The 17,226-nt window shown below is 70.3% G+C and carries 14 protein-coding genes; 4 read left to right on the top strand and 10 right to left on the bottom strand.

Annotation, left to right across the window (positions count from 1 at the left end; all coding sequences use genetic code 11):
• The first annotated feature begins 6 nt into the window (after positions 1 to 6).
• Positions 7 to 984 carry an NAD(P)H-quinone oxidoreductase gene (locus OG385_RS14990; RefSeq protein WP_266855171.1) on the top strand — a complete coding sequence of 326 codons (978 nt, stop codon included), beginning with the start codon at positions 7 to 9 and terminating at the stop codon, positions 982 to 984.
• A gap of 313 nt (positions 985 to 1,297) precedes the next feature.
• Here OG385_RS14990 and OG385_RS14985 read toward each other — a convergent pair whose 3' ends face one another.
• The 7 genes from OG385_RS14985 to OG385_RS14955 form a co-directional block, all read right to left on the bottom strand.
• Positions 1,298 to 1,858 carry a bacterial proteasome activator family protein gene (locus tag OG385_RS14985; protein WP_323183763.1) on the bottom strand — a complete coding sequence of 187 codons (561 nt, stop codon included), beginning with the start codon at positions 1,856 to 1,858 and terminating at the stop codon, positions 1,298 to 1,300.
• Between the two features lie 75 nt (positions 1,859 to 1,933).
• The gene (locus OG385_RS14980; RefSeq protein ID WP_266855170.1) at positions 1,934 to 4,810 is read right to left on the bottom strand and encodes an FtsX-like permease family protein; all 2,877 of its coding nucleotides are present in this window, start codon (positions 4,808 to 4,810) and stop codon (positions 1,934 to 1,936) included.
• On the bottom strand, positions 4,807 to 5,547 hold the full coding sequence (locus OG385_RS14975; protein WP_266855169.1) for an ABC transporter ATP-binding protein: 741 nt from the start codon (positions 5,545 to 5,547) through the stop codon (positions 4,807 to 4,809). Before OG385_RS14975 ends, OG385_RS14980 begins: the two co-directional genes overlap by 4 nt.
• 306 nt (positions 5,548 to 5,853) lie before the next feature.
• On the bottom strand, positions 5,854 to 6,447 hold the full coding sequence (locus tag OG385_RS14970) for a PadR family transcriptional regulator (RefSeq protein ID WP_266855168.1): 594 nt from the start codon (positions 6,445 to 6,447) through the stop codon (positions 5,854 to 5,856).
• Between the two features lie 37 nt (positions 6,448 to 6,484).
• On the bottom strand, positions 6,485 to 7,387 hold the full coding sequence (locus tag OG385_RS14965; protein WP_266855167.1) for a hypothetical protein: 903 nt from the start codon (positions 7,385 to 7,387) through the stop codon (positions 6,485 to 6,487).
• Between the two features lie 446 nt (positions 7,388 to 7,833).
• Complete coding sequence (locus OG385_RS14960) at positions 7,834 to 8,241, bottom strand: hypothetical protein (protein WP_266855166.1); 408 nt, start codon at positions 8,239 to 8,241, stop codon at positions 7,834 to 7,836.
• Between the two features lie 392 nt (positions 8,242 to 8,633).
• The gene (locus tag OG385_RS14955) at positions 8,634 to 10,301 is read right to left on the bottom strand and encodes a Stk1 family PASTA domain-containing Ser/Thr kinase (RefSeq protein ID WP_266855165.1); all 1,668 of its coding nucleotides are present in this window, start codon (positions 10,299 to 10,301) and stop codon (positions 8,634 to 8,636) included.
• Positions 10,302 to 10,642: 341 nt separating this feature from the next.
• Here OG385_RS14955 and OG385_RS14950 point away from each other — a divergent pair, with 341 nt between their 5' ends.
• Complete coding sequence (locus OG385_RS14950) at positions 10,643 to 12,316, top strand: protein kinase (protein ID WP_266855164.1); 1,674 nt, start codon at positions 10,643 to 10,645, stop codon at positions 12,314 to 12,316.
• 86 nt (positions 12,317 to 12,402) lie between these two features.
• Here OG385_RS14950 and OG385_RS14945 read toward each other — a convergent pair whose 3' ends face one another.
• The 3 genes from OG385_RS14945 to OG385_RS14935 form a co-directional block, all read right to left on the bottom strand.
• A complete protein-coding gene (locus OG385_RS14945; protein ID WP_266855163.1) occupies positions 12,403 to 13,407 on the bottom strand; it encodes a phosphotransferase in 1,005 nt (334 codons plus the stop codon).
• A 15-nt stretch (positions 13,408 to 13,422) separates the two neighbouring features.
• Entirely contained in the window at positions 13,423 to 13,839 is a 417-nt protein-coding gene (locus tag OG385_RS14940; RefSeq protein ID WP_266855162.1) for a pyridoxamine 5'-phosphate oxidase family protein, read from the bottom strand.
• A 232-nt stretch (positions 13,840 to 14,071) separates the two neighbouring features.
• Positions 14,072 to 14,743, bottom strand: coding sequence for a response regulator transcription factor (locus OG385_RS14935; RefSeq protein WP_323183762.1), 672 nt, complete (start codon positions 14,741 to 14,743; stop codon positions 14,072 to 14,074).
• 329 nt (positions 14,744 to 15,072) lie between these two features.
• On the opposite strand from OG385_RS14935, the gene pdhA reads away from it, so the two are divergent.
• Both pdhA and OG385_RS14925 read left to right on the top strand, forming a co-directional pair.
• Positions 15,073 to 16,236 (top strand): pyruvate dehydrogenase (acetyl-transferring) E1 component subunit alpha, encoded by a 1,164-nt coding sequence (gene pdhA / locus OG385_RS14930; protein WP_266855160.1) that lies wholly within the window; start codon positions 15,073 to 15,075, stop codon positions 16,234 to 16,236.
• 2 nt (positions 16,237 to 16,238) lie between these two features.
• Positions 16,239 to 17,219: an alpha-ketoacid dehydrogenase subunit beta gene (locus OG385_RS14925; RefSeq protein WP_266855159.1), complete on the top strand. Its 981-nt coding sequence runs from the start codon at positions 16,239 to 16,241 to the stop codon at positions 17,217 to 17,219.
• Positions 17,220 to 17,226 lie beyond the last annotated feature (7 nt).

Raw genomic sequence — 17,226 nt, 5'->3', positions numbered from 1 at the left:
GCGATCATGCATGCGATCACGATCCCCGAACCCGGCGGTCCCGAGGCGCTTGTCTGGGCCGAAGTGCCCGACCCTGTCCCCGGCGAGGGCGAAGTCCTCGTCGAGGTAGTGGCGTCCGCAGTCAACCGCGCCGATCTACTGCAACGTCAGGGCTTCTACAACCCGCCTCCCGGGGCATCGCCGTATCCCGGCCTGGAATGCTCCGGTCGGATCACGGCCCTGGGGCCCGGGGTGTCCGGGTGGGCCGTCGGCGACGAGGTGTGTGCGCTGCTGGGCGGCGGCGGTTACGCGGAGAGGGTCGCCGTACCGGTGGGGCAGTTGCTGCCGGTGCCGGACGGGATCGATCTCGTCACCGCGGCGGGGCTGCCGGAAGTCACCTGCACCGTCTGGTCGAACGTGTTCATGGTCGCCCATCTGCGGCCCGGCGAGATGCTGCTGGTGCATGGCGGGTCGAGCGGGATCGGCACGATGGCGATCCAGCTGGGCAAGGCGGTGGGCGCACGGGTCGCCGTGACCGCGGGCAGCGCCGAGAAGCTGGCCCGCTGTGCGGAGTTGGGCGCCGATGTACTGATCAACTACCGCGAGCAGGACTTCGTCGAGGAGATCCGGAAGGCGACCGGCGGGGCCGGGGCCGACGTCATCCTCGACATCGTCGGCGCGAAGTACCTGGACCCGAACGTGGAAGCGCTGGCGACCAGCGGGCGGCTCGCGGTGATCGGTATGCAGGGCGGTGTGAAGGGCGAGTTGAACCTCGCGGTTCTGCTGGGGAAGCGGGGCGCCGTTACGGCCACGTCGTTGCGGGCACGGCCGCTGGGGGAGAAGGCGGCGATCGTCGCCGCGGTCCGTGAGCATGTCTGGCCGCTGATTTCCGGCGGCCGGGTGCGGCCCGTGGTGGATCAGGTGCTGCCGATGGCTCTCGCGGCGGAGGGGCACCGGGTGCTGGATTCCGGTGTGCACGTGGGGAAGGTCCTGCTGCAGGCGTAGTACCCCGCCAGAGTTCTCCCGTTCTTCTCTCCCGGCCGCCCGGCCGCCTGGCGGCTCCCGACCTCCTGGGCCTCCTGGCCTCCTGGCCGCCTGCGGGCGTACGGTCCCTGAAAGGTTCACACCCCGAGGCCCCCCGGCCGACTGAAACGCCCGCCATCACCCCCGAGGCCCGGCCCCCGCTCGCTGTCGCTGCGGGAGGCCGGGCCTCGGGGGTTCGTTTCGGTGAAGGTCGAACAGGTCAAGAGCTGCCGGCAGAACCAGAAGTGGCGCTGACCGGGTCAGAAGTCAGAGGTACGGGGTCAGAGGTACGGGGTCAGAGGTACGGGCCTGAGCGGATCGCTCCGTGGCCGCCGTCCCCGTCCTCTTCCTCCTGGCCGCCCGCGCCCGGGGGAAGCGCCCGGCGCATCTGCTCCAACTGGGCCCTCGCGGCCATCTGCTGGGCGAAAAGCGCCGTCTGGATGCCGTGGAACAGACCTTCCAGCCACCCGACCAACTGGGCCTGCGCGATGCGCAGTTCCGCCTCCGACGGGATGGCCTCGTTGGTGAACGGCAGCGAGAGGCGTTCCAGCTCCTCCACCAGCTCAGGGGCCAGTCCGTCCTCCAGCTCCTTCACGGACGAGGCATGGATGTCCTTGAGCCGGACCCGGCTCGCCTCGTCGAGAGGAGCTGCCCTGACCTCCTCCAGAAGCTGTTTGATCATGCTGCCGATGCGCATGACCTTGGCGGGCTGTTCCACCATTTCTGTCACTGGGACCTCGCGCGACTCGTCGTCACCGCCGGCCCCGCCGCCGAGCGCCATCCCGTCCTGTCCCACGATGAGGACCTTGGGGTGCTCCTCCGGCTGTTCCGACCGTTCACTCCTCGGCATCTCCATGCCGCCATTGTCTCGCACACGTACTTCATGAGGGGTTGTGCCCCCGATCCGGCTTGATCCACCGCGCGCGCCGCGTCAGCCTGCCCGCCGGGCCAGGACCAGACGGGACCGGGTGAAGCCCGCGGCCAGCAGACCGGCCAGGACCGGTACGGCCACGGCGAGGATGCCGATGGTCTCCCACGGCAGCACGATCGGTGTGTACGCGGAGTCCATCGGGTGCGCGCGCATCTGGTCCAGCGCCCTCTTGAGGTCCGTGAGCCGCACCGCGACCGCGGGCATCGCACCCGCCGCGGTCCCGAGCAGGACGCCCGTTCCCGCGACCACCGCGCACTGGAAGCCGCTGAGCGTGCGCCGTACACCGGGCGGCGCGCCGATCGCGCTCAGGGTCGTCAGGTCGGCTTCCGCGTCGGCCTTCGCCAGGCCCGTGGTGATGGCGGCCGCGCCGAGCGTCACCATGCCCGAGAACAGCGCGAGGATCAGCATGGTGGTGTCGCTGCCGTCCGGCTTCTCGTTCTGCCAGAGGTAGGCACCGTTCCCGGCCTGCGACATCCCGTCGTTGAAGCGCTGCTTCTCCGCTTCGGTCGGCGCGTGTGCGGTCCGGTAGACGGCAGCCACCGGGCCCGTGTGCAGCCCGAGGCGGTCGGCGGTGGCCTGCGGCATGATCATGCGGACCCCGGGGGTGGCGGCGTACCGGTCGGCAGCCCGGTAGACCGTGAGGTGGCTGACGGTCGTCCTGGCCTTTCCGGGGTGCCGTTCGCGGTTCGCCTTGTCCGCGGCGACGTAGCGGTGGACGGCTTTCAGGGTGACTTTGCCGTCCGCCCCGGTGTACGCGTTGTTGAGCAGTACGGGGGTGCCGGCGGCCAGCGCCCTGGCGGCGGCCGGGTCGTTCAGCCCGGCGTAGACGCGCAGCATCGCGCTGTCACCGACGACGATCTCCGACTCATTGCCGAAGTAGTTCGCGGCGTACTCCGCGTCCTTGCACTTCGGCGAGTTCATCAGCCGCTTGTGCCCGGCGGGGGAGAGCCTGGCCGCGAGGTCCTTGCCGCCCGGCGCCTGCAGCGGGCAGATGTTGGCGTCCGGCTTGGGCATGGTGAGCGAGCCGCAGGCGCCGGCCTCCGCTTCGCTGAACTTGTTGCAGTCGCTGCCCGCCCACACCCGGCTGATGGTCGCGGGGGCGCCCTGCACCGGCAGGTCGCGCCGGGCGAGCCCGCGGGCCAGTTCCAGCGCCTTCGCCGGGTCCGCGTGCTCCGAATAGGTGTCGGCGTTGATGGCGACGACGCCGGGCGGCAGCGAGAGATGGACGTTGTACGCCTGCTCCGCCTGGGTGCTCGCGGTGTACGTGGCGACGGCGACGGTGCCCGCGACCGCTGCCATCACCGCGGCGACGGCGGGTGCCGTACGGCCCCGGTTGCGGGCCGCGTCGCGCAGGGCGAGCCGCGGGGCCAGCGGGAGGAAGCGTCCCAGCCGCCCGAGGGAGCCCACGATCACCGGGATGCAGGCGAGGACGCCGAGTTCGGCGACGACCGAGCCCACGGCGACGGGCACCGCGCGGCCCTTGAGCCCGCCCATGACGGCCACGGCGCCCCCGAGCACGATGGCGACGGTCCCGAGCAGCGGCATCACCCGTGAGGAGCGGCGCACCCCGCGCCGGCCCGTGAGCGATTCGACGACCGGCTGCCGGCCCGCCACGACGGCCGGTGCGAGCGCCGCCAGGACACCGGTGACCAGGCCGATCGCCGCGATACCCACCAGGTCCACAGGGCGGATCGCGATGCTTCCGAACCGCTGGCCCGCCCATCCCTCGATCACGGGGCGCAGCGCGACCGTCAGGGCAAGACCCGCAGCGGTACCGGCGACCGCGCCCGCACCGCCCAGCACCGCTCCCCCGGCGAGCACCACGGCGCGGATGTGCCGCCGGTCGCCGCCGCAGGTGCCGACCAGGCCGAGCTGGCGGCGTGAGCGGCGCGCACCGACCGCGAAGGCGGGGCCCGCCAGCAGCACGATCTCCAGCATCGCCATGGCGACGACGGTCGCGAGCGCCGCGGTCAGTTTGAACCCGGGGCTCGTTCCGGTGCCGCTGATGTGGGACGCCATGGGCACCTGGGAGTTGGGCGGCGGGTCGAGATCGACGCTGCGGGACTCGACCAGTACGCCGTGCTTATTGGCCGCGAGGACGTCCTGCCAGCTGATCCCCGAGGTTCCGGCCGCCTTGACGAACAGGGACCGGTCACCGGGGCTGGGCTGCGTGATGGTGTGGTCGGCGGCGGCCGCCCGCTGCCAGGGCTTGATGAGGGCGCCCGGCCGCACGTACAGGAAGCTGTCCTTCAGGCTCGCGGGCACCTCGACGGCGCCGGTGATCGTGAAGGTCTTGCCGACGCCCCGGACCGTGGTGTGCGAACCGACGTGCAGCCCGGCCGACTTGAGGAAGGCGTCGTTGACGACGATGTCGCTGTCCGTCTTCGGGTACGCGCCGCGCACCAGCTTGATCATCCCGCTGACCAGCGGGTCCGAGGTGTCCAGTTCGGTGACATCGGTGGTCGTGATGCCGTATTTGGTGGTGAGGGTCGACAGCACGGTCTGCCGGGTGATGGCGCGCGCCCCCTCGGGGAGCGCGGTTTTCAGGTCCGTCGGCACGGTGCGCTGGGCCGCCGTCCTGCCGGATGCGCCGCCGTGCTCGCCGTCGGCCTGCTGGTACGACTCGGCGTCCGGCATCTGCTCGATCGGGCCGCCGCCCATGCCCGGATCCCTGAACAGCGCGTCGGCCGCGCCCATCGCGGAGGTCAGCTTCTCCGCCCGCGTCGGGACCGAACTGCGGTACGTGATGTCCGCCGCCGTGACGCCCAGCACCGGCAGCGCGATCATGGCGACGACCAGGGCGCTGCGGCCCTTGGCGCGCAGTGCGTCCCTGCGGGCGATACGGAGGGCGGCGCGCCAGCCCGTGAACACGTTCACTGGGCGCCCTCGGCGGCGAGCAGCGAACCGGCGTCCGTGCTGAGCGTCTGGTCGACGACGGAACCGTCCCGCAGGAACACCACCCGGTCGGCCCAGGCCGCGTACCGGGGTTCGTGGGTGACCATGACCCCTGCCGCGCCCGCGTCGCAGCGGGTACGCAGCAGGGCCAGTACGGCCTCACCGGTCTCGGAGTCCAGGGCGCCGGTCGGTTCGTCGGCCAGTACGAGCCGCCGGTCGCCGACGAGGGCGCGGGCGATGGCCACGCGCTGCTGCTGCCCGCCGGACATCTCGTCCGGGAAGCGGTCGGCGACCTCGGCCAGCTTCATCCCGCTGAGCGCCTCCCTGGCCTCCTTGCGGGCCTTGCGTACGGATATGCCGTCCAGCTCGCGGGGCAGGGCGATGTTCTCGGCGGCGGTGAGCGCGGGGATGAGGTTGTAGTCCTGGAAGACGTACCCGACGCTGCGGCGGCGCAGGGCAGCGAGCTGCTTGCGGGTGAGGGTGGCGATGTCCTGACCCTCGATGATCACCTGCCCGGTGCTCGCGGTGTCCAGGCCGCCGGCCAGGGTGAGCAGGGTGGACTTGCCGGAGCCCGACGGGCCCATGACGGCGACCAGTTCACCCGCCCGGACGGTGAGGTTCACACCGCGGAGGGCGTGCACCTCGGCGATTCCGGTGCCGTGGGTACGGGTGAGGCTCCTGAGTTCCAGTACGGGTGGTGCGGTGGACTGCGCGGGCATGGGTCCCCCTGGGTACGGGTGATCGGTCGGCTGGGTGTCCGGTGGCGGCCCGGCCCGCCGCCGGTGGTCAAGTGGCGGTGGAGGCCGGGCAGTTGTCCGGACCGGGCGGGCAAGTGGCTGTACGGGCCGGGCGGGTGCCCGGTTGTGCTCGGTGCGGTGCCCGGTTGGGGCCCGTCCGGTGCCCGAACGGGCCTGTGGCGTTCCCGGACGGACTCAGCGGGTGCCCGAACGGGCTTGCCGCGTTCCCGAACGGACGGGACGGATGCCCGAACGGGCCGTCAGCGGCGGTGCGGTGAGAGTGACGGTTCAGCGGCGGGTCTTCGTGCGGGGTTTTCCCGCTGCGGCCGGAGCGGGGTCCGTCCGGGCCGCGGCCGCCAGGCGGACCAGGCGGGATTCGCAGTGGTCGAGCCAGCGGGCCTCGGCCTCCGCCTGGAAGATCAGCTGTTCCAGTACGAGCAGCCAGGCGACCTCGTCGCGGTTGGCCGGGGCGGTGTCCAGGGCCTGTGCCTTCAGCCGTGTGTAGTCCTGCATCGCCTTCACCGTGTGGTGGCGCTGCGCCTGGATCACCGCGCGGATGTCCACGCCGGGCGCTCCGACGGCCATCGCCAGCTTGATGGCCAGCTCGTCGCGGGCCGGGCTGGTGCGGTCGACCGGGGCCCCGTACCAGCTGCGGAGTTCCTCGCGGCCCTCGTCGGTGATGGCGTACAGCGCGTGGCCCGCGCCGTCCTCGGAGTCCTGCGCCACCAGGCCGTCGCGCTCCAGGCGGGCGAGCGTCGTGTAGACCTGCCCGACGTTGAGCGGCCAGGTGGCACCGGTCCGGGACTCGAAATCGGTACGGAGCTGAGAGCCGTAGCGGGGGCCGTGTTCCAGGAGGGCCAGTAGCCCGTGACGGATCGACATACTCAGTATGTATACCGAGTATGTCGCCCAGCGCAAGCTACTGCGTCCGGCGCAGCCGCAGTCCCAGGAAGCCCAGACCGAGACCGATCAGGGCAAGTCCGGCGCCCATCGCCCCCACTTGCAGCGGAAGGTCGGCTGCGCGCGAAGCGGTCTGCTGCGTGGAGTGCCTGCCTGCCGCTTCCATGTCCCTGCCCCTGGGCGCCGGGGTGTCGGGAGCGGGCTCCGTCGCCCGCCCGGTGCCCTCGTCGTTGCGCGGCGCCCAGGAGTGCCGGTGCCGGGCGGCCGGTGGGTGGGGCGCCCGCATGGGCAGGGAGGGGCGGATCACCCGGGCGGAGGTGCGCGGGTGGGCGGGGAGGCTCGGTACGCCCGAGGGGGAGAGCGAGGCGCCCGAGTTCCTGCCCGGCCGCGGACGGCCTTGACCCGCCGGGTCGCCCGCCAGTGAGGTGCGCGGTGAAGGGTGCGCGGAGGGGCTGCTGCCGGATGGGGGGCGGGATGCGGCGGCACCGGATGCGGTAACGGACGGTTTCGGTCCGCCTGCGCCGAGGGCCGTTCCCGCGGTGCCGCCGCCCCCGCTGCCGGCGGTCACACCCCCGGCGTCCCCGCTGTCCGGCTGCCCGGCCGTGCCCGGCCCGCCGCGCGCCCCGCCGTCCCCTGTGGCTGCGCCGACCGAATCACCCGTAACACCCGCTACATCCGCCATGCCCGCCATGCCCGCCGCACCAGGCTCGCCGCCCGCGACTCCGGCCGTGCTCCCGTCGGCGGCTCCGCCGACCACGCCCGCCGCCGTTCCCGGTGGGTCCGTGACCGTGCCCGCCGCATCGCCCGGGGCGGCGCCCGGGGGCGCGCCCTGGGTGACCGTGACGCCGACTGCCGGTGGCGGCGCCTCCGTGTCCACCGAAATCGGGGACAGCATCACCGCAAGCGCCACCAGACCGATCACTGAATGCCCCCTCATTCCTGCCGGACCCACCGGCAGCAGAAAGCAGAAGAACGACGGACCAAGCGTCACATCTCCCCGCAAGTCCGGCATCCCGGGAGGGGCAAAGGGATGGTCTCGCGGTCGAGTGGTCCGTGCTGAGGGGATCGTTATTGGACGACGATGATCACGTTCCGGCATGTGGGATCGATGCTCGGATGGTCACGGCGGCGCTGCCCCGGATGCAGTGAGTGCCGCCTCGGAGGGGTCTCCGATATTGCAGTCTTCGGCCTGTCGTGTAAGCGATTGGGGCTGGAGCGGGAAGGCCCCCGCTGAGTAGCGGGGGCCTTTAGTGTGCACCACATCCATAATTCAAAGAATTATGTGCCTCATTGCTGGCTAGCAGTTGCAAATCTAGCTAAACCGAGATGCAAGGGCTACCGCAAGAGGGAAGGTTGTTCTGTATTTGATTAGTTCCAGTACGTGTTCTTGCTGAACGGCGAGAAGGCGCAATCGAGAACTTGGCTGCCTTCGTAAACGCAGACCTGGATTCGAGCCTGAACGATGCCCTTTGCATCTGTCAGACTCGAATTCCACTCTTTCTCCGTGGTGCTTCCGCCGTAGTTGGCGTGCCAAGGCCAGAATGCTATTGAACCATCGCTGTGCTTGGTGATGAGCCTGATCTCAACGTGATGACCATCCGCTTTGAGGTCCACTACGCGGAGGTAGACGCTGTTGGCATAGGTTTTACTGGCGAACTTCACAGTAGCATTCCCATGCGCGCCTGGTCGGTCGGCGATCAGAACCGCTCCTGCTGCGGAAGCGGAAGTTGCACTCGTGATGGTGAGCAGACCTGCCGCCAATGCTCCTGCGAGCATGAGCATTCCACGATTTCTCAACTAAATTCCCCCCATGGTTCGCTGTGAACTGCTTGCGTACTGTAGCGAAGGGGAGGCTCCTGGGTCAACGTTTATTAGGTTATTAATGAGGCCGGTTCATTCCTCATCTCCGGTGGAGGTGCCTAGTGTCAGGTATGAATTCCCTGGGTAGGCATCCGTGTTTACCAAAGGTAATTATGAAAGGGTAACGCGCTGTCCCCGCGCGCCACCAGGGCATCCTTCGTGTCGATGGGGCACCCTGCTGCCCTGGTCGCAAGCCGTCAGGAATTCGACGTACCGCCTGCCATCGCGTCGCCGTTGCGGCTGGAGACTTGGGTACGCAAGCCGATGGATGTGCACAATCCTATGAACCCACGCAAGGGCGCGGGCCGTTAGTTCGGATCGCCCGTCGAGACCCCGAGCGTGATGGTGAGGTTCTTGGGGCTGACGTCCGTCTTCGCCAGCGGGTACTGGTCGAGAACGACGTCCTGGCCCCACTGCCCGCTGGGCTCATCCTTCGTCGTGATGTGCCAGCCGGCCGCCTGGGCACACGCCTTCACCGACAGGATGTCCTTGTAGGCGAAATTCGGCAGCTCGATCTTGTTCGGGTCCGTGACGCCCGGCTGCGCGCCCGAGCACTCCGTGGTCTCCATCGTCCGGTCCCGCTCGGGACCCTTGTGCCCGGCCTTCACCGACGTGGAGTCCGTGGTGCTGGAGTCCGTCGCGCTGCCCGCCGTGTTGTCGCCCGAGCCGCTGAAGTGCAGCGCCGCTATCACCCCGCCGATCGCCAGCACCACCACGACAGCGCCCACGAGCATCGGCGTCCGCCGCCCGCCGGAGCCGCTCTGCGGGGCCGGGGAGGACGGAGCGGCGGGCTGGACACCGTACGGCGGCGGGGTCTGCGCCCCGTACTGCTGCGCCCCGTACTGCTGCGCGGCGTACGGCTGGGCGGCGGGCGTCTGGTACCCGTTCTGCGGCGGCGGGGTCTGGTAGCCGCCCTGCTGCGGGTAGCCGTACGACGGCGCTGGGGCCGTCGTGCCGTACGGGCCCGGCTGGTAGGGCGTCTGGACCTGGCCGCTCTGCGGCATCGAGGAGTCCACCGGCGGGAAGACCGCCGAGCCGACGCCCGCGCCGCTGTTCGGCGCCGCGCCCCCGACGACCATCGGGGCGCCGCCGGTGTGCCCCGACGTCATGACCCGCAGGCACTCGTCGCGCATGGACTCGGCCGACGGGAACCGCTCGTTCGGGTTCTTCTTCAGCGCGCGGGCGACCAGCGCGTCGACGGCCGGTGTGATGGAGCGGTTGATCGCGGAAGGAGCGACCGGCTCCTCCTGTACATGGGCGTACGCGATCGCGAGCGGCGAGTCAGCGTCGAACGGCAGCCGGCCCGTCAGCAGCTGGAACAGCATGATGCCGACCGAGTAGAGGTCGGAGCGCGCGTCCACCCCGCGGCCCAGCGCCTGCTCGGGCGAGAGGTACTGCGGAGTGCCCACGACCATGCCGGTCTGTGTCATCGACGTGACGCCCGACTGCATGGCGCGGGCGATGCCGAAGTCCATGACCTTCACGATGTTGCGCTTGGTCATCATCACGTTGCCGGGCTTGATGTCCCGGTGGACCAGGCCCATTTCATGGCTGGTGTCCAGCGCGGCCAGCACATCGGCGGTGATCTTCAGCGCCTTGTCGGCCGGCATCGCGCCGTACTGCGCGATGTCCGCCTGGAGTACGGAGCCGAGCGGCTGCCCCTCCACGTACTCCATGACGATGTACGGCATCAGCGCGTCGCCGAGGGTGTCCTCGCCGGTGTCGAAGACCGAGACGATGTTGGTGTGCGACAGCTTGGCGACCGCCTGCGCCTCGCGCCGGAACCGCTCGCGGAACGACTGCTCGCGCCCCAGCTCCGTGTGGAGCGTCTTGATGGCGACCTGCCGGTCCAGCGCCTGGTCGTACGCCAGGTACACCGACGCCATACCACCCTCGCCGAGCAGGTCACGGAGCTGATAGCGCCCCCCGGCGACCGAGTCTCCCGCGTAGCGCCCCTGCGCGCCGTCCTGGCTCATGGCGTGGCTCCCCCTATGGCGCACTGATATGGCGCTCTGCGTACTGATGTGGCGCCGGTCTGCTGTGACCCCGGCCCCACGGGGCAAAGTCTGCCCGAGGCCACTGACACGTCAAGCCAGGGGGCCCGTTCCGTGACCGTACGCGTACCAAGCGTCTCGTAAGCGTTACAGGAAGGACGCAGGATTTGCATGGGCGACGCGATTCCGGGTTTGATAGCCGGTCATTGCCGGACCGGGCCCTCTCCCTGAGCCTGTAGCGTGGCGTGGCACTGGGCCGCGAGGACCACCGAGCATCACCCGCGTACCACCGCTGACGCGGACCTACACGACGGCGAGGACTGATGGCACCCGAATCCGAGGCAGGCGGCGGCGGGGTGTCGGACGTGCCGGAGTCGTGGGGCGTCGGCGGACTCGTCGGCGACGGCCGCTACCGGCTGACCCACCGTCTCGGCCGTGGCGGCATGGCCGAGGTGTTCGCCGCCGAGGACGTGCGGCTCGGCCGCACCGTCGCCGTCAAGCTCCTCAGGTCCGACCTCGCCGAGGACCCGGTCTCCAAGGCCCGGTTCACCCGCGAGGCACAGTCGGTCGCGGGCCTGAACCACCACGCCGTGGTCGCCGTGTACGACTCGGGCGAGGACTACTGGGGCGGCAACACCGTCCCCTACATCGTGATGGAGCTGGTCGAGGGCCGCACCATCCGCGATCTGCTGATCAACGCCGAGGCCCCGCCGCCCGAGCAGGCGCTGATCATCGTCTCCGGTGTGCTGGAGGCGCTCGCCTACTCGCACCAGCACGGCATCGTGCACCGTGACATCAAGCCGGCCAACGTGATCATCACGGACGGCGGCGCGGTCAAGGTGATGGACTTCGGGATCGCCCGCGCCCTGCACGGCGCGCAGTCGACGATGACCCAGACCGGCATGGTCATGGGCACGCCCCAGTACCTCTCCCCGGAGCAGGCGCTCGGCAAGGCCGTCGACCACCGCTCCGACCTGTACGCGACCGGCTGCCTGCTGTACGAACTGCTCGCGATGCGGCCCCCGTTCACCGGGGAGACCCCGCTCTCGGTGGTCTACCAGCATGTCCAGGACATGCCCATCCCGCCGTCGCAGGTGTCGGAAGCGGTGCCGCCGGAGCTCGACGGGCTCGTGATGCGTTCCCTGGCGAAGGACCCGGACGACCGGTTCCAGAGCGCCGAGGAGATGCGGGGGCTGGTCGCCTACTCGCTGCAGATGCTCCAGCAGCAGGGCGGTCACACGGGTACGTGGAACACCGGCCCGGTCGTGATGCACGAGGGCGGCTCCACCCCCGCGATGGGCACAGCGGCCACCACGGCGCTCGGCCACCCGCAGCACGGTGACACCTCGCAGGGCCCGATCCTGCCGCCGATGAACCCGGACGACGGTTCGTACGACGGCGGAGGCCGGAGCCGTGGCGGCCGTGGCTGGATGTGGGTGGTCGCCGTGCTCGCGGTGGTCGCCATCGGCGCGGGCTTCGTCCTGGCGAACGGCTTGCCGGGCAGCGGGAACTCCGGCGGTACGTCCACCGACCACTCGCCCGCGCCCGCCCACTCGAAGAGCGACAGGCCGAGCGACACCCCGACGGACGACTCGTCGCCGGACACCAGCACCGACCCGGGCGCGTCCAGTGGCGGTCAGTACACCGAGCAGCCTTCGTTCACCCCGTCGGACACCCCGAGCAACGACACGCCCTCGACGCCCCCGCCGTCCCCGTCCACATCGGGCGGTGGCGGTACGTCGTCGAACGGCGGTTCCTCGTCCACGGGCGGCAAGACGGACGGCGGCAGCGACAACGGCGGTACGTCGTCGGACGGCGGTTCCTCGTCCACGGGTGGCAAGACGGACGGCGGCAGCGACAACGGCGGTACGTCGTCCGGTTCGACGACCGCGGGCGGCAGCCCGGACGGCGGCAGCACCACGGACGGATCGAGCACGGCCGGCACCGCGGCGGGGACCACCGCGGGCGACGCGGCTGCGGGCGCGACGGGCGGCTGACAGCCGGAGGAAAGGCCGCGGCGGGCGGCTGAGCCCCGGAAAAGGGTGCGTGCGGCCGGGAGTTCAGGAGCCCGCGCCCCGGCGCCTCACCCCGAGAACGCCTCGCAGACCGCCTCGTACTCACGGGTCCACCACACCACCAGGGCCGACGCCGCGGGAAACAGCGGGTCGGCCCTGCGGTCGTGCAGCTGGTAGCGCCAGCGCAGCGTCCAGAAGTCGTTGAGCCGCTCCCACCACACCCGGTGGACCGCGGCGGCCAGCTCCGCCGGCCCCGCCGAAGCGGCCCGCCGGTACGCGCGCGCGTAGGCCCGTACCTTCGCCAGCTCCAGCTCGCCCGTGGGCTGCACGAAGAAGATCACCGCGGCCCTGACCGCCTCCTCGGCGCGCGGCTTCACGCCCAGCCGGTCCCAGTCGATGATCGCGGCCGGCTCGGCGCCCCGGTACAGCAGGTTCAGCGGATGGAAGTCGCCGTGCACCCAGCCGCCCGCCGTGCCCGGCGGCGGGCGCCGGTGCGCATGGCGTTCCAGGAGGCGGCGGCGCTCGCGCAGCCGGTGTTCGGCGAGCTCGTCGAAGGTGTCGCGGCCGGACTGCCGGCAGGCCAGCCTGGAGAGCAGTTCCTCGATGACCGCGAAGGTGTCGGCGGGGTCGGCGCTCTCGTGCTCGGGCGGCGCCGACTCGGCCTCCATCACCCGCTCCAGACCGGTGTGGACGAGCCCGAGCAGCGCGCCGAGCCGCCGCGAGCACGCCGTGCTGAGCTGGGCGCCCTCCCGGTGCCGGCCGTCGATCCAGGGGTGCAGCGCGTAGCAGCGGCCGCCGATCACCGTGACGGTGTCGCCGTCCGTGTCGGCCAGCGGCGGCGCGACCGGGACCCCGAGCACCTGGAGGCGCTGGGTGGCGCGGTGCTGGCGGCTGATCGAGGCAGGGTCGCCGTCGAGGTGGTGTTTGAGGAAGTAGTCGCCGTGGGTGGTGGCGAGCCGGTAGCCGCGGTTGAGCAGCCCCTGGGCGACGGGCTCGCAGGAGAGCGCGGCACCGGTGGACCGGTAGCGGCGCAGCAGCTCCCCGACAGGCGGTGTTGCATATGAGCGCGGCACTCGCCAGATGTTAGATCACCGGGAGGCACCGGCTGATTCCGGAGCGGTGTACTCCATCCGGTCCAGCGTGGCGAATTGCGGCCTGATGCGCAGATAGACCGCTTCGTACGGTTCGCCGTTCACCTGGGCCGGGGCCGTTTCGAACTGTGCGACCTCTTCGGGGGCCGGGACGGTCAGCTCGGCGGTTCCGGTGAACTGGACCGACCAGAAGTGTTCGTCCCCGGAGGCCAGGTTGTCTGCCGCGTAGGCGACGACGCTGCCCGCGCAGGCTTCGTGGTGCCCGTGGCCCGCGTGCATCCGCAGGATGACGCAGCCGTCCGAGACGATGTGCCGGGCGATGGCCAGGAAGGGGAGCGCGCGCATACTGGCGGCGACTCGGCCGTACGACACTCCGCTGAGCAGGGCGATGGCGCGCTGTTCCTCGATGGGCATGGCTTCCACTGTCCGCGCCGGGCGCCGTGCCGGTAAGGGGACAGCTGCCCGATCATTGAGGACGTAGGTCCCGAATAAGGCCGAACAAACCCATTCAGAGCTATTTCAAACCATTCCAGCCGATCAATCGGACCGGACTTCCGGGGTGCCGAGGGGTCGGACCGACGGACCGGAGCGGCGACCGGCGGACCGGGCCGGCGGGCACTGGTCCCGGGCCGTCGCGCGCCCCGGATCAGTTCTCGCTCCGCTCCTGTCCGGCCTGGATCCGGGCCACGTACGCGGCCGCCTGCGAGCGCCTCTCCATGCCCAGTTTGGCGAGCAGGCTGGAGACATAGTTCTTGATCGTTTTCTCGGCCAGATGCAGCCGTTCGCCGATGACGCGGTTGGTCAGACCCTCGCCGATCAGGTCGAGAATCTTCCGTTCCTGATCGGTGAGACTCGCGAGACGGGCATCGCCTTTGCTGGTGCCACCGTCGCGCAGCCGCTCCAGAACGCGCGCCGTGGCCGCCGGGTCGAGCAGCGATTTGCCGGCCGCGACATCCCGTACGGCCGACAGCAGCTCATTGCCGCGGATCGCCTTCAGCACATAGCCGGAGGCGCCCGCCATGATCGCGTCGAAGAGCGCCTCGTCGTCGGAGAACGAGGTGAGCATGAGGCACTTGATGTGCTCGTCGGCCGAGCGGATCTCCCGGCAGACCTCGACCCCGCTGCCGTCCGGCAGCCGGACGTCCAGGACCGCGACGTCCGGCCGGGTGGCCGGGATCCTGGCGAGGGCGTCGGCGGCGGTACCCGCCTCGCCGACGATCTCGATGTCGTCCTCCATCGCCAGAAGTTCATGAACTCCGCGTCGTACCACTTCATGGTCGTCAAGGAGAAAAACGCTGATTTTTCCATCTTCGGGCACGGAATCAGTTTCACACATGAACTCTTCCCGTGCCCGGGGTGCCCGGTATAACGTGCCCCTGTTCCGGCGGCCTGCAAGGCTGTGACCAGTGATTGTTCGCCCATTTCTCGATTTACTTGGAAATCCAAGCAAAATCGCAGGTCAAATGGGGTTTCGCAGTTCTGCGACGCACTGGGTAACGTGCCTTTGAGAGGGTGCTCGCCGGGGCACCTGTCACGCCTGTTCCCGGTTCGCATCGCACCCACCCCGTGCGGGGGATCCGGATTCGGGCGAGCCGCACTGGCCTTTACCGGCAACCCCGGGGGCCGGACCGACGGAGGAGCACGCACGTGACCGTGGAGAGCACTGCCGCGACGCGCAAGCCGCGACGCAGCAGCAAGCGAGCCGGCGCCGCACGGACGCCGAAGGCGCCCGACGAGCCGCAGCTCGTACAGCTGCTGACGCCCGATGGCGAGCGCATCGAGCACCCCGAGTACGAAGTGGATCTCACGCCCGAAGAGCTGCGCGGTCTGTACCGGGACATGGTCCTGACCCGCCGTTTCGACGCCGAGGCCACCGCACTCCAGCGCCAGGGCGAGCTGGGCCTGTGGGCCTCGCTGCTCGGCCAGGAGGCCGCCCAGATCGGATCGGGCCGGGCCCTGCGGGACGACGACTACGTCTTCCCGACCTACCGGGAGCACGGCGTGGCCTGGTGCCGCGGCGTCGACCCGACCAATCTGCTGGGCATGTTCCGCGGTGTGAACCACGGCGGCTGGGACCCCAACAGCAACAACTTCCACCTGTACACCATCGTCATCGGCTCGCAGACGCTGCACGCGACCGGGTACGCGATGGGGATCGTCAAGGACGGCGCGGACTCCGCGGTCGTCGCCTACTTCGGCGACGGCGCGTCCAGCCAGGGCGACGTGGCCGAGGCGTTCACCTTCTCGGCGGTCTACAACGCCCCGGTGGTCTTCTTCTGCCAGAACAACCAGTGGGCGATCTCCGAGCCCACCGAGAAGCAGATGCGGGTGCCGCTCTACCAGCGCGCCCAGGGCTTCGGCTTCCCCGGCGTCCGGGTCGACGGCAACGACGTACTGGCCTGTCTGGCCGTCACCAAGTCGGCGCTTGAGCGCGCCCGCCGGGGCGAGGGCCCCACGCTGGTCGAGGCGTACACCTACCGGATGGGCGCCCACACCACGTCCGACGACCCCACCAAGTACCGCACGGACGACGAGCGGCAGGCGTGGGAGGCCAAGGACCCGATCCAGCGGCTGAAGACGTACCTGGAGAAGCAGAAGTTCGCCGACGAGGCCTTCTTCACCGGCCTGGAGAGCGAGAGCGAGACGCTCGGCAAGCGGGTGCGGGAGGCTGTACGGGCGATGCCCGACCCGGACCCGATGGCCATGTTCGAGAACACCCACGCCGACGGCCACGCGCTCGTCGACGAGGAGCGCGCGCAGTTCGCCGCCTACCAGGCGTCCTTCGCGGACTCCGCCGAGGAGGGCAACTGATCATGGCCGGAAAGAACATGAGCATCGCGAAGGCGCTCAACGAGTCGCTGCGCACGGCGCTCGACACCGACCCCAAGGTCCTCATCATGGGAGAGGACGTCGGCAAGCTCGGCGGCGTCTTCCGGGTCACGGACGGGCTGCACAAGGACTTCGGCGAGGACCGGGTGATCGACACCCCGCTCGCCGAGTCCGGCATCGTCGGCACCGCGATCGGGCTGGCCCTGCGTGGCTACCGGCCGGTCGTGGAGATCCAGTTCGACGGCTTCGTCTTCCCCGCGTACGACCAGATCGTCACGCAGCTGGCGAAGATGTACGCGCGTGCGCTCGGCAAGATCAAGCTGCCGGTCGTCGTCCGTATCCCGTACGGCGGCGGCATCGGCGCGGTCGAGCACCACAGCGAGTCGCCCGAGGCGCTCTTCGCGCACGTGGCGGGCCTGAAGGTCGTCTCGCCGTCCAACGCGTCGGACGCGTACTGGATGATGCAGCAGGCCATCCAGAGCGACGACCCCGTCATCTTCTTCGAGCCGAAGCGGCGATACTGGGACAAGGGGGAGGTCGACACCGACGCGATCCCGCACCCGCTGCACAAGGCGCGAGTGACCCGTGAGGGCACCGACCTGACGCTCGCCGCGTACGGCCCGATGGTGAAGGTCTGCCTGGAGGCTGCGGCAGCGGCGGCCGAGGAGGGCAAGTCCGTCGAGGTCGTGGACCTGCGGTCGATGTCCCCGATCGACTTCGACAGTGTGCAGACCTCGGTGGAGAAGACGCGCAGGCTGGTCGTGGTGCACGAGGCCCCGGTCTTCCTCGGTACGGGCGCGGAGATCGCCGCCCGGATCACCGAGCGGTGCTTCTACCATCTGGAGGCACCGGTGCTGCGGGTCGGCGGATACCACGTGCCGTACCCGCCGGCGCGCCTGGAGGACGAGTACCTGCCGGGCCTGGACAGGGTGCTCGACGCCGTCGACCGCTCGCTTGCGTACTGAGGAGCGC

Origin of the sequence: Streptomyces sp. NBC_01306, assembly GCF_026340465.1 — a bacterium.
Taxonomy (GTDB): domain Bacteria; phylum Actinomycetota; class Actinomycetes; order Streptomycetales; family Streptomycetaceae; genus Streptomyces.
This window is presented reverse-complemented; position numbering and strand designations above follow the sequence as displayed.

Excerpts from the sequence above, each read along its gene's own strand:
- OG385_RS14990 (WP_266855171.1), top strand. The coding sequence starts at position 7 with ATGCATGCGATCACGATCCCCGAACCCGGCGGTCCCGAGGCGCTTGTC.
- OG385_RS14985 (WP_323183763.1), bottom strand. The coding sequence starts at position 1,858 with ATGGAGATGCCGAGGAGTGAACGGTCGGAACAGCCGGAGGAGCACCCC.
- OG385_RS14975 (WP_266855169.1), bottom strand. The coding sequence starts at position 5,547 with ATGCCCGCGCAGTCCACCGCACCACCCGTACTGGAACTCAGGAGCCTC.
- OG385_RS14970 (WP_266855168.1), bottom strand. The coding sequence starts at position 6,447 with ATGTCGATCCGTCACGGGCTACTGGCCCTCCTGGAACACGGCCCCCGC.
- OG385_RS14960 (WP_266855166.1), bottom strand. The coding sequence starts at position 8,241 with ATGCTCGCAGGAGCATTGGCGGCAGGTCTGCTCACCATCACGAGTGCA.
- OG385_RS14955 (WP_266855165.1), bottom strand. The coding sequence starts at position 10,301 with ATGAGCCAGGACGGCGCGCAGGGGCGCTACGCGGGAGACTCGGTCGCC.
- OG385_RS14950 (WP_266855164.1), top strand. The coding sequence starts at position 10,643 with ATGGCACCCGAATCCGAGGCAGGCGGCGGCGGGGTGTCGGACGTGCCG.
- OG385_RS14940 (WP_266855162.1), bottom strand. The coding sequence starts at position 13,839 with ATGCCCATCGAGGAACAGCGCGCCATCGCCCTGCTCAGCGGAGTGTCG.
- OG385_RS14925 (WP_266855159.1), top strand. The coding sequence starts at position 16,239 with ATGGCCGGAAAGAACATGAGCATCGCGAAGGCGCTCAACGAGTCGCTG.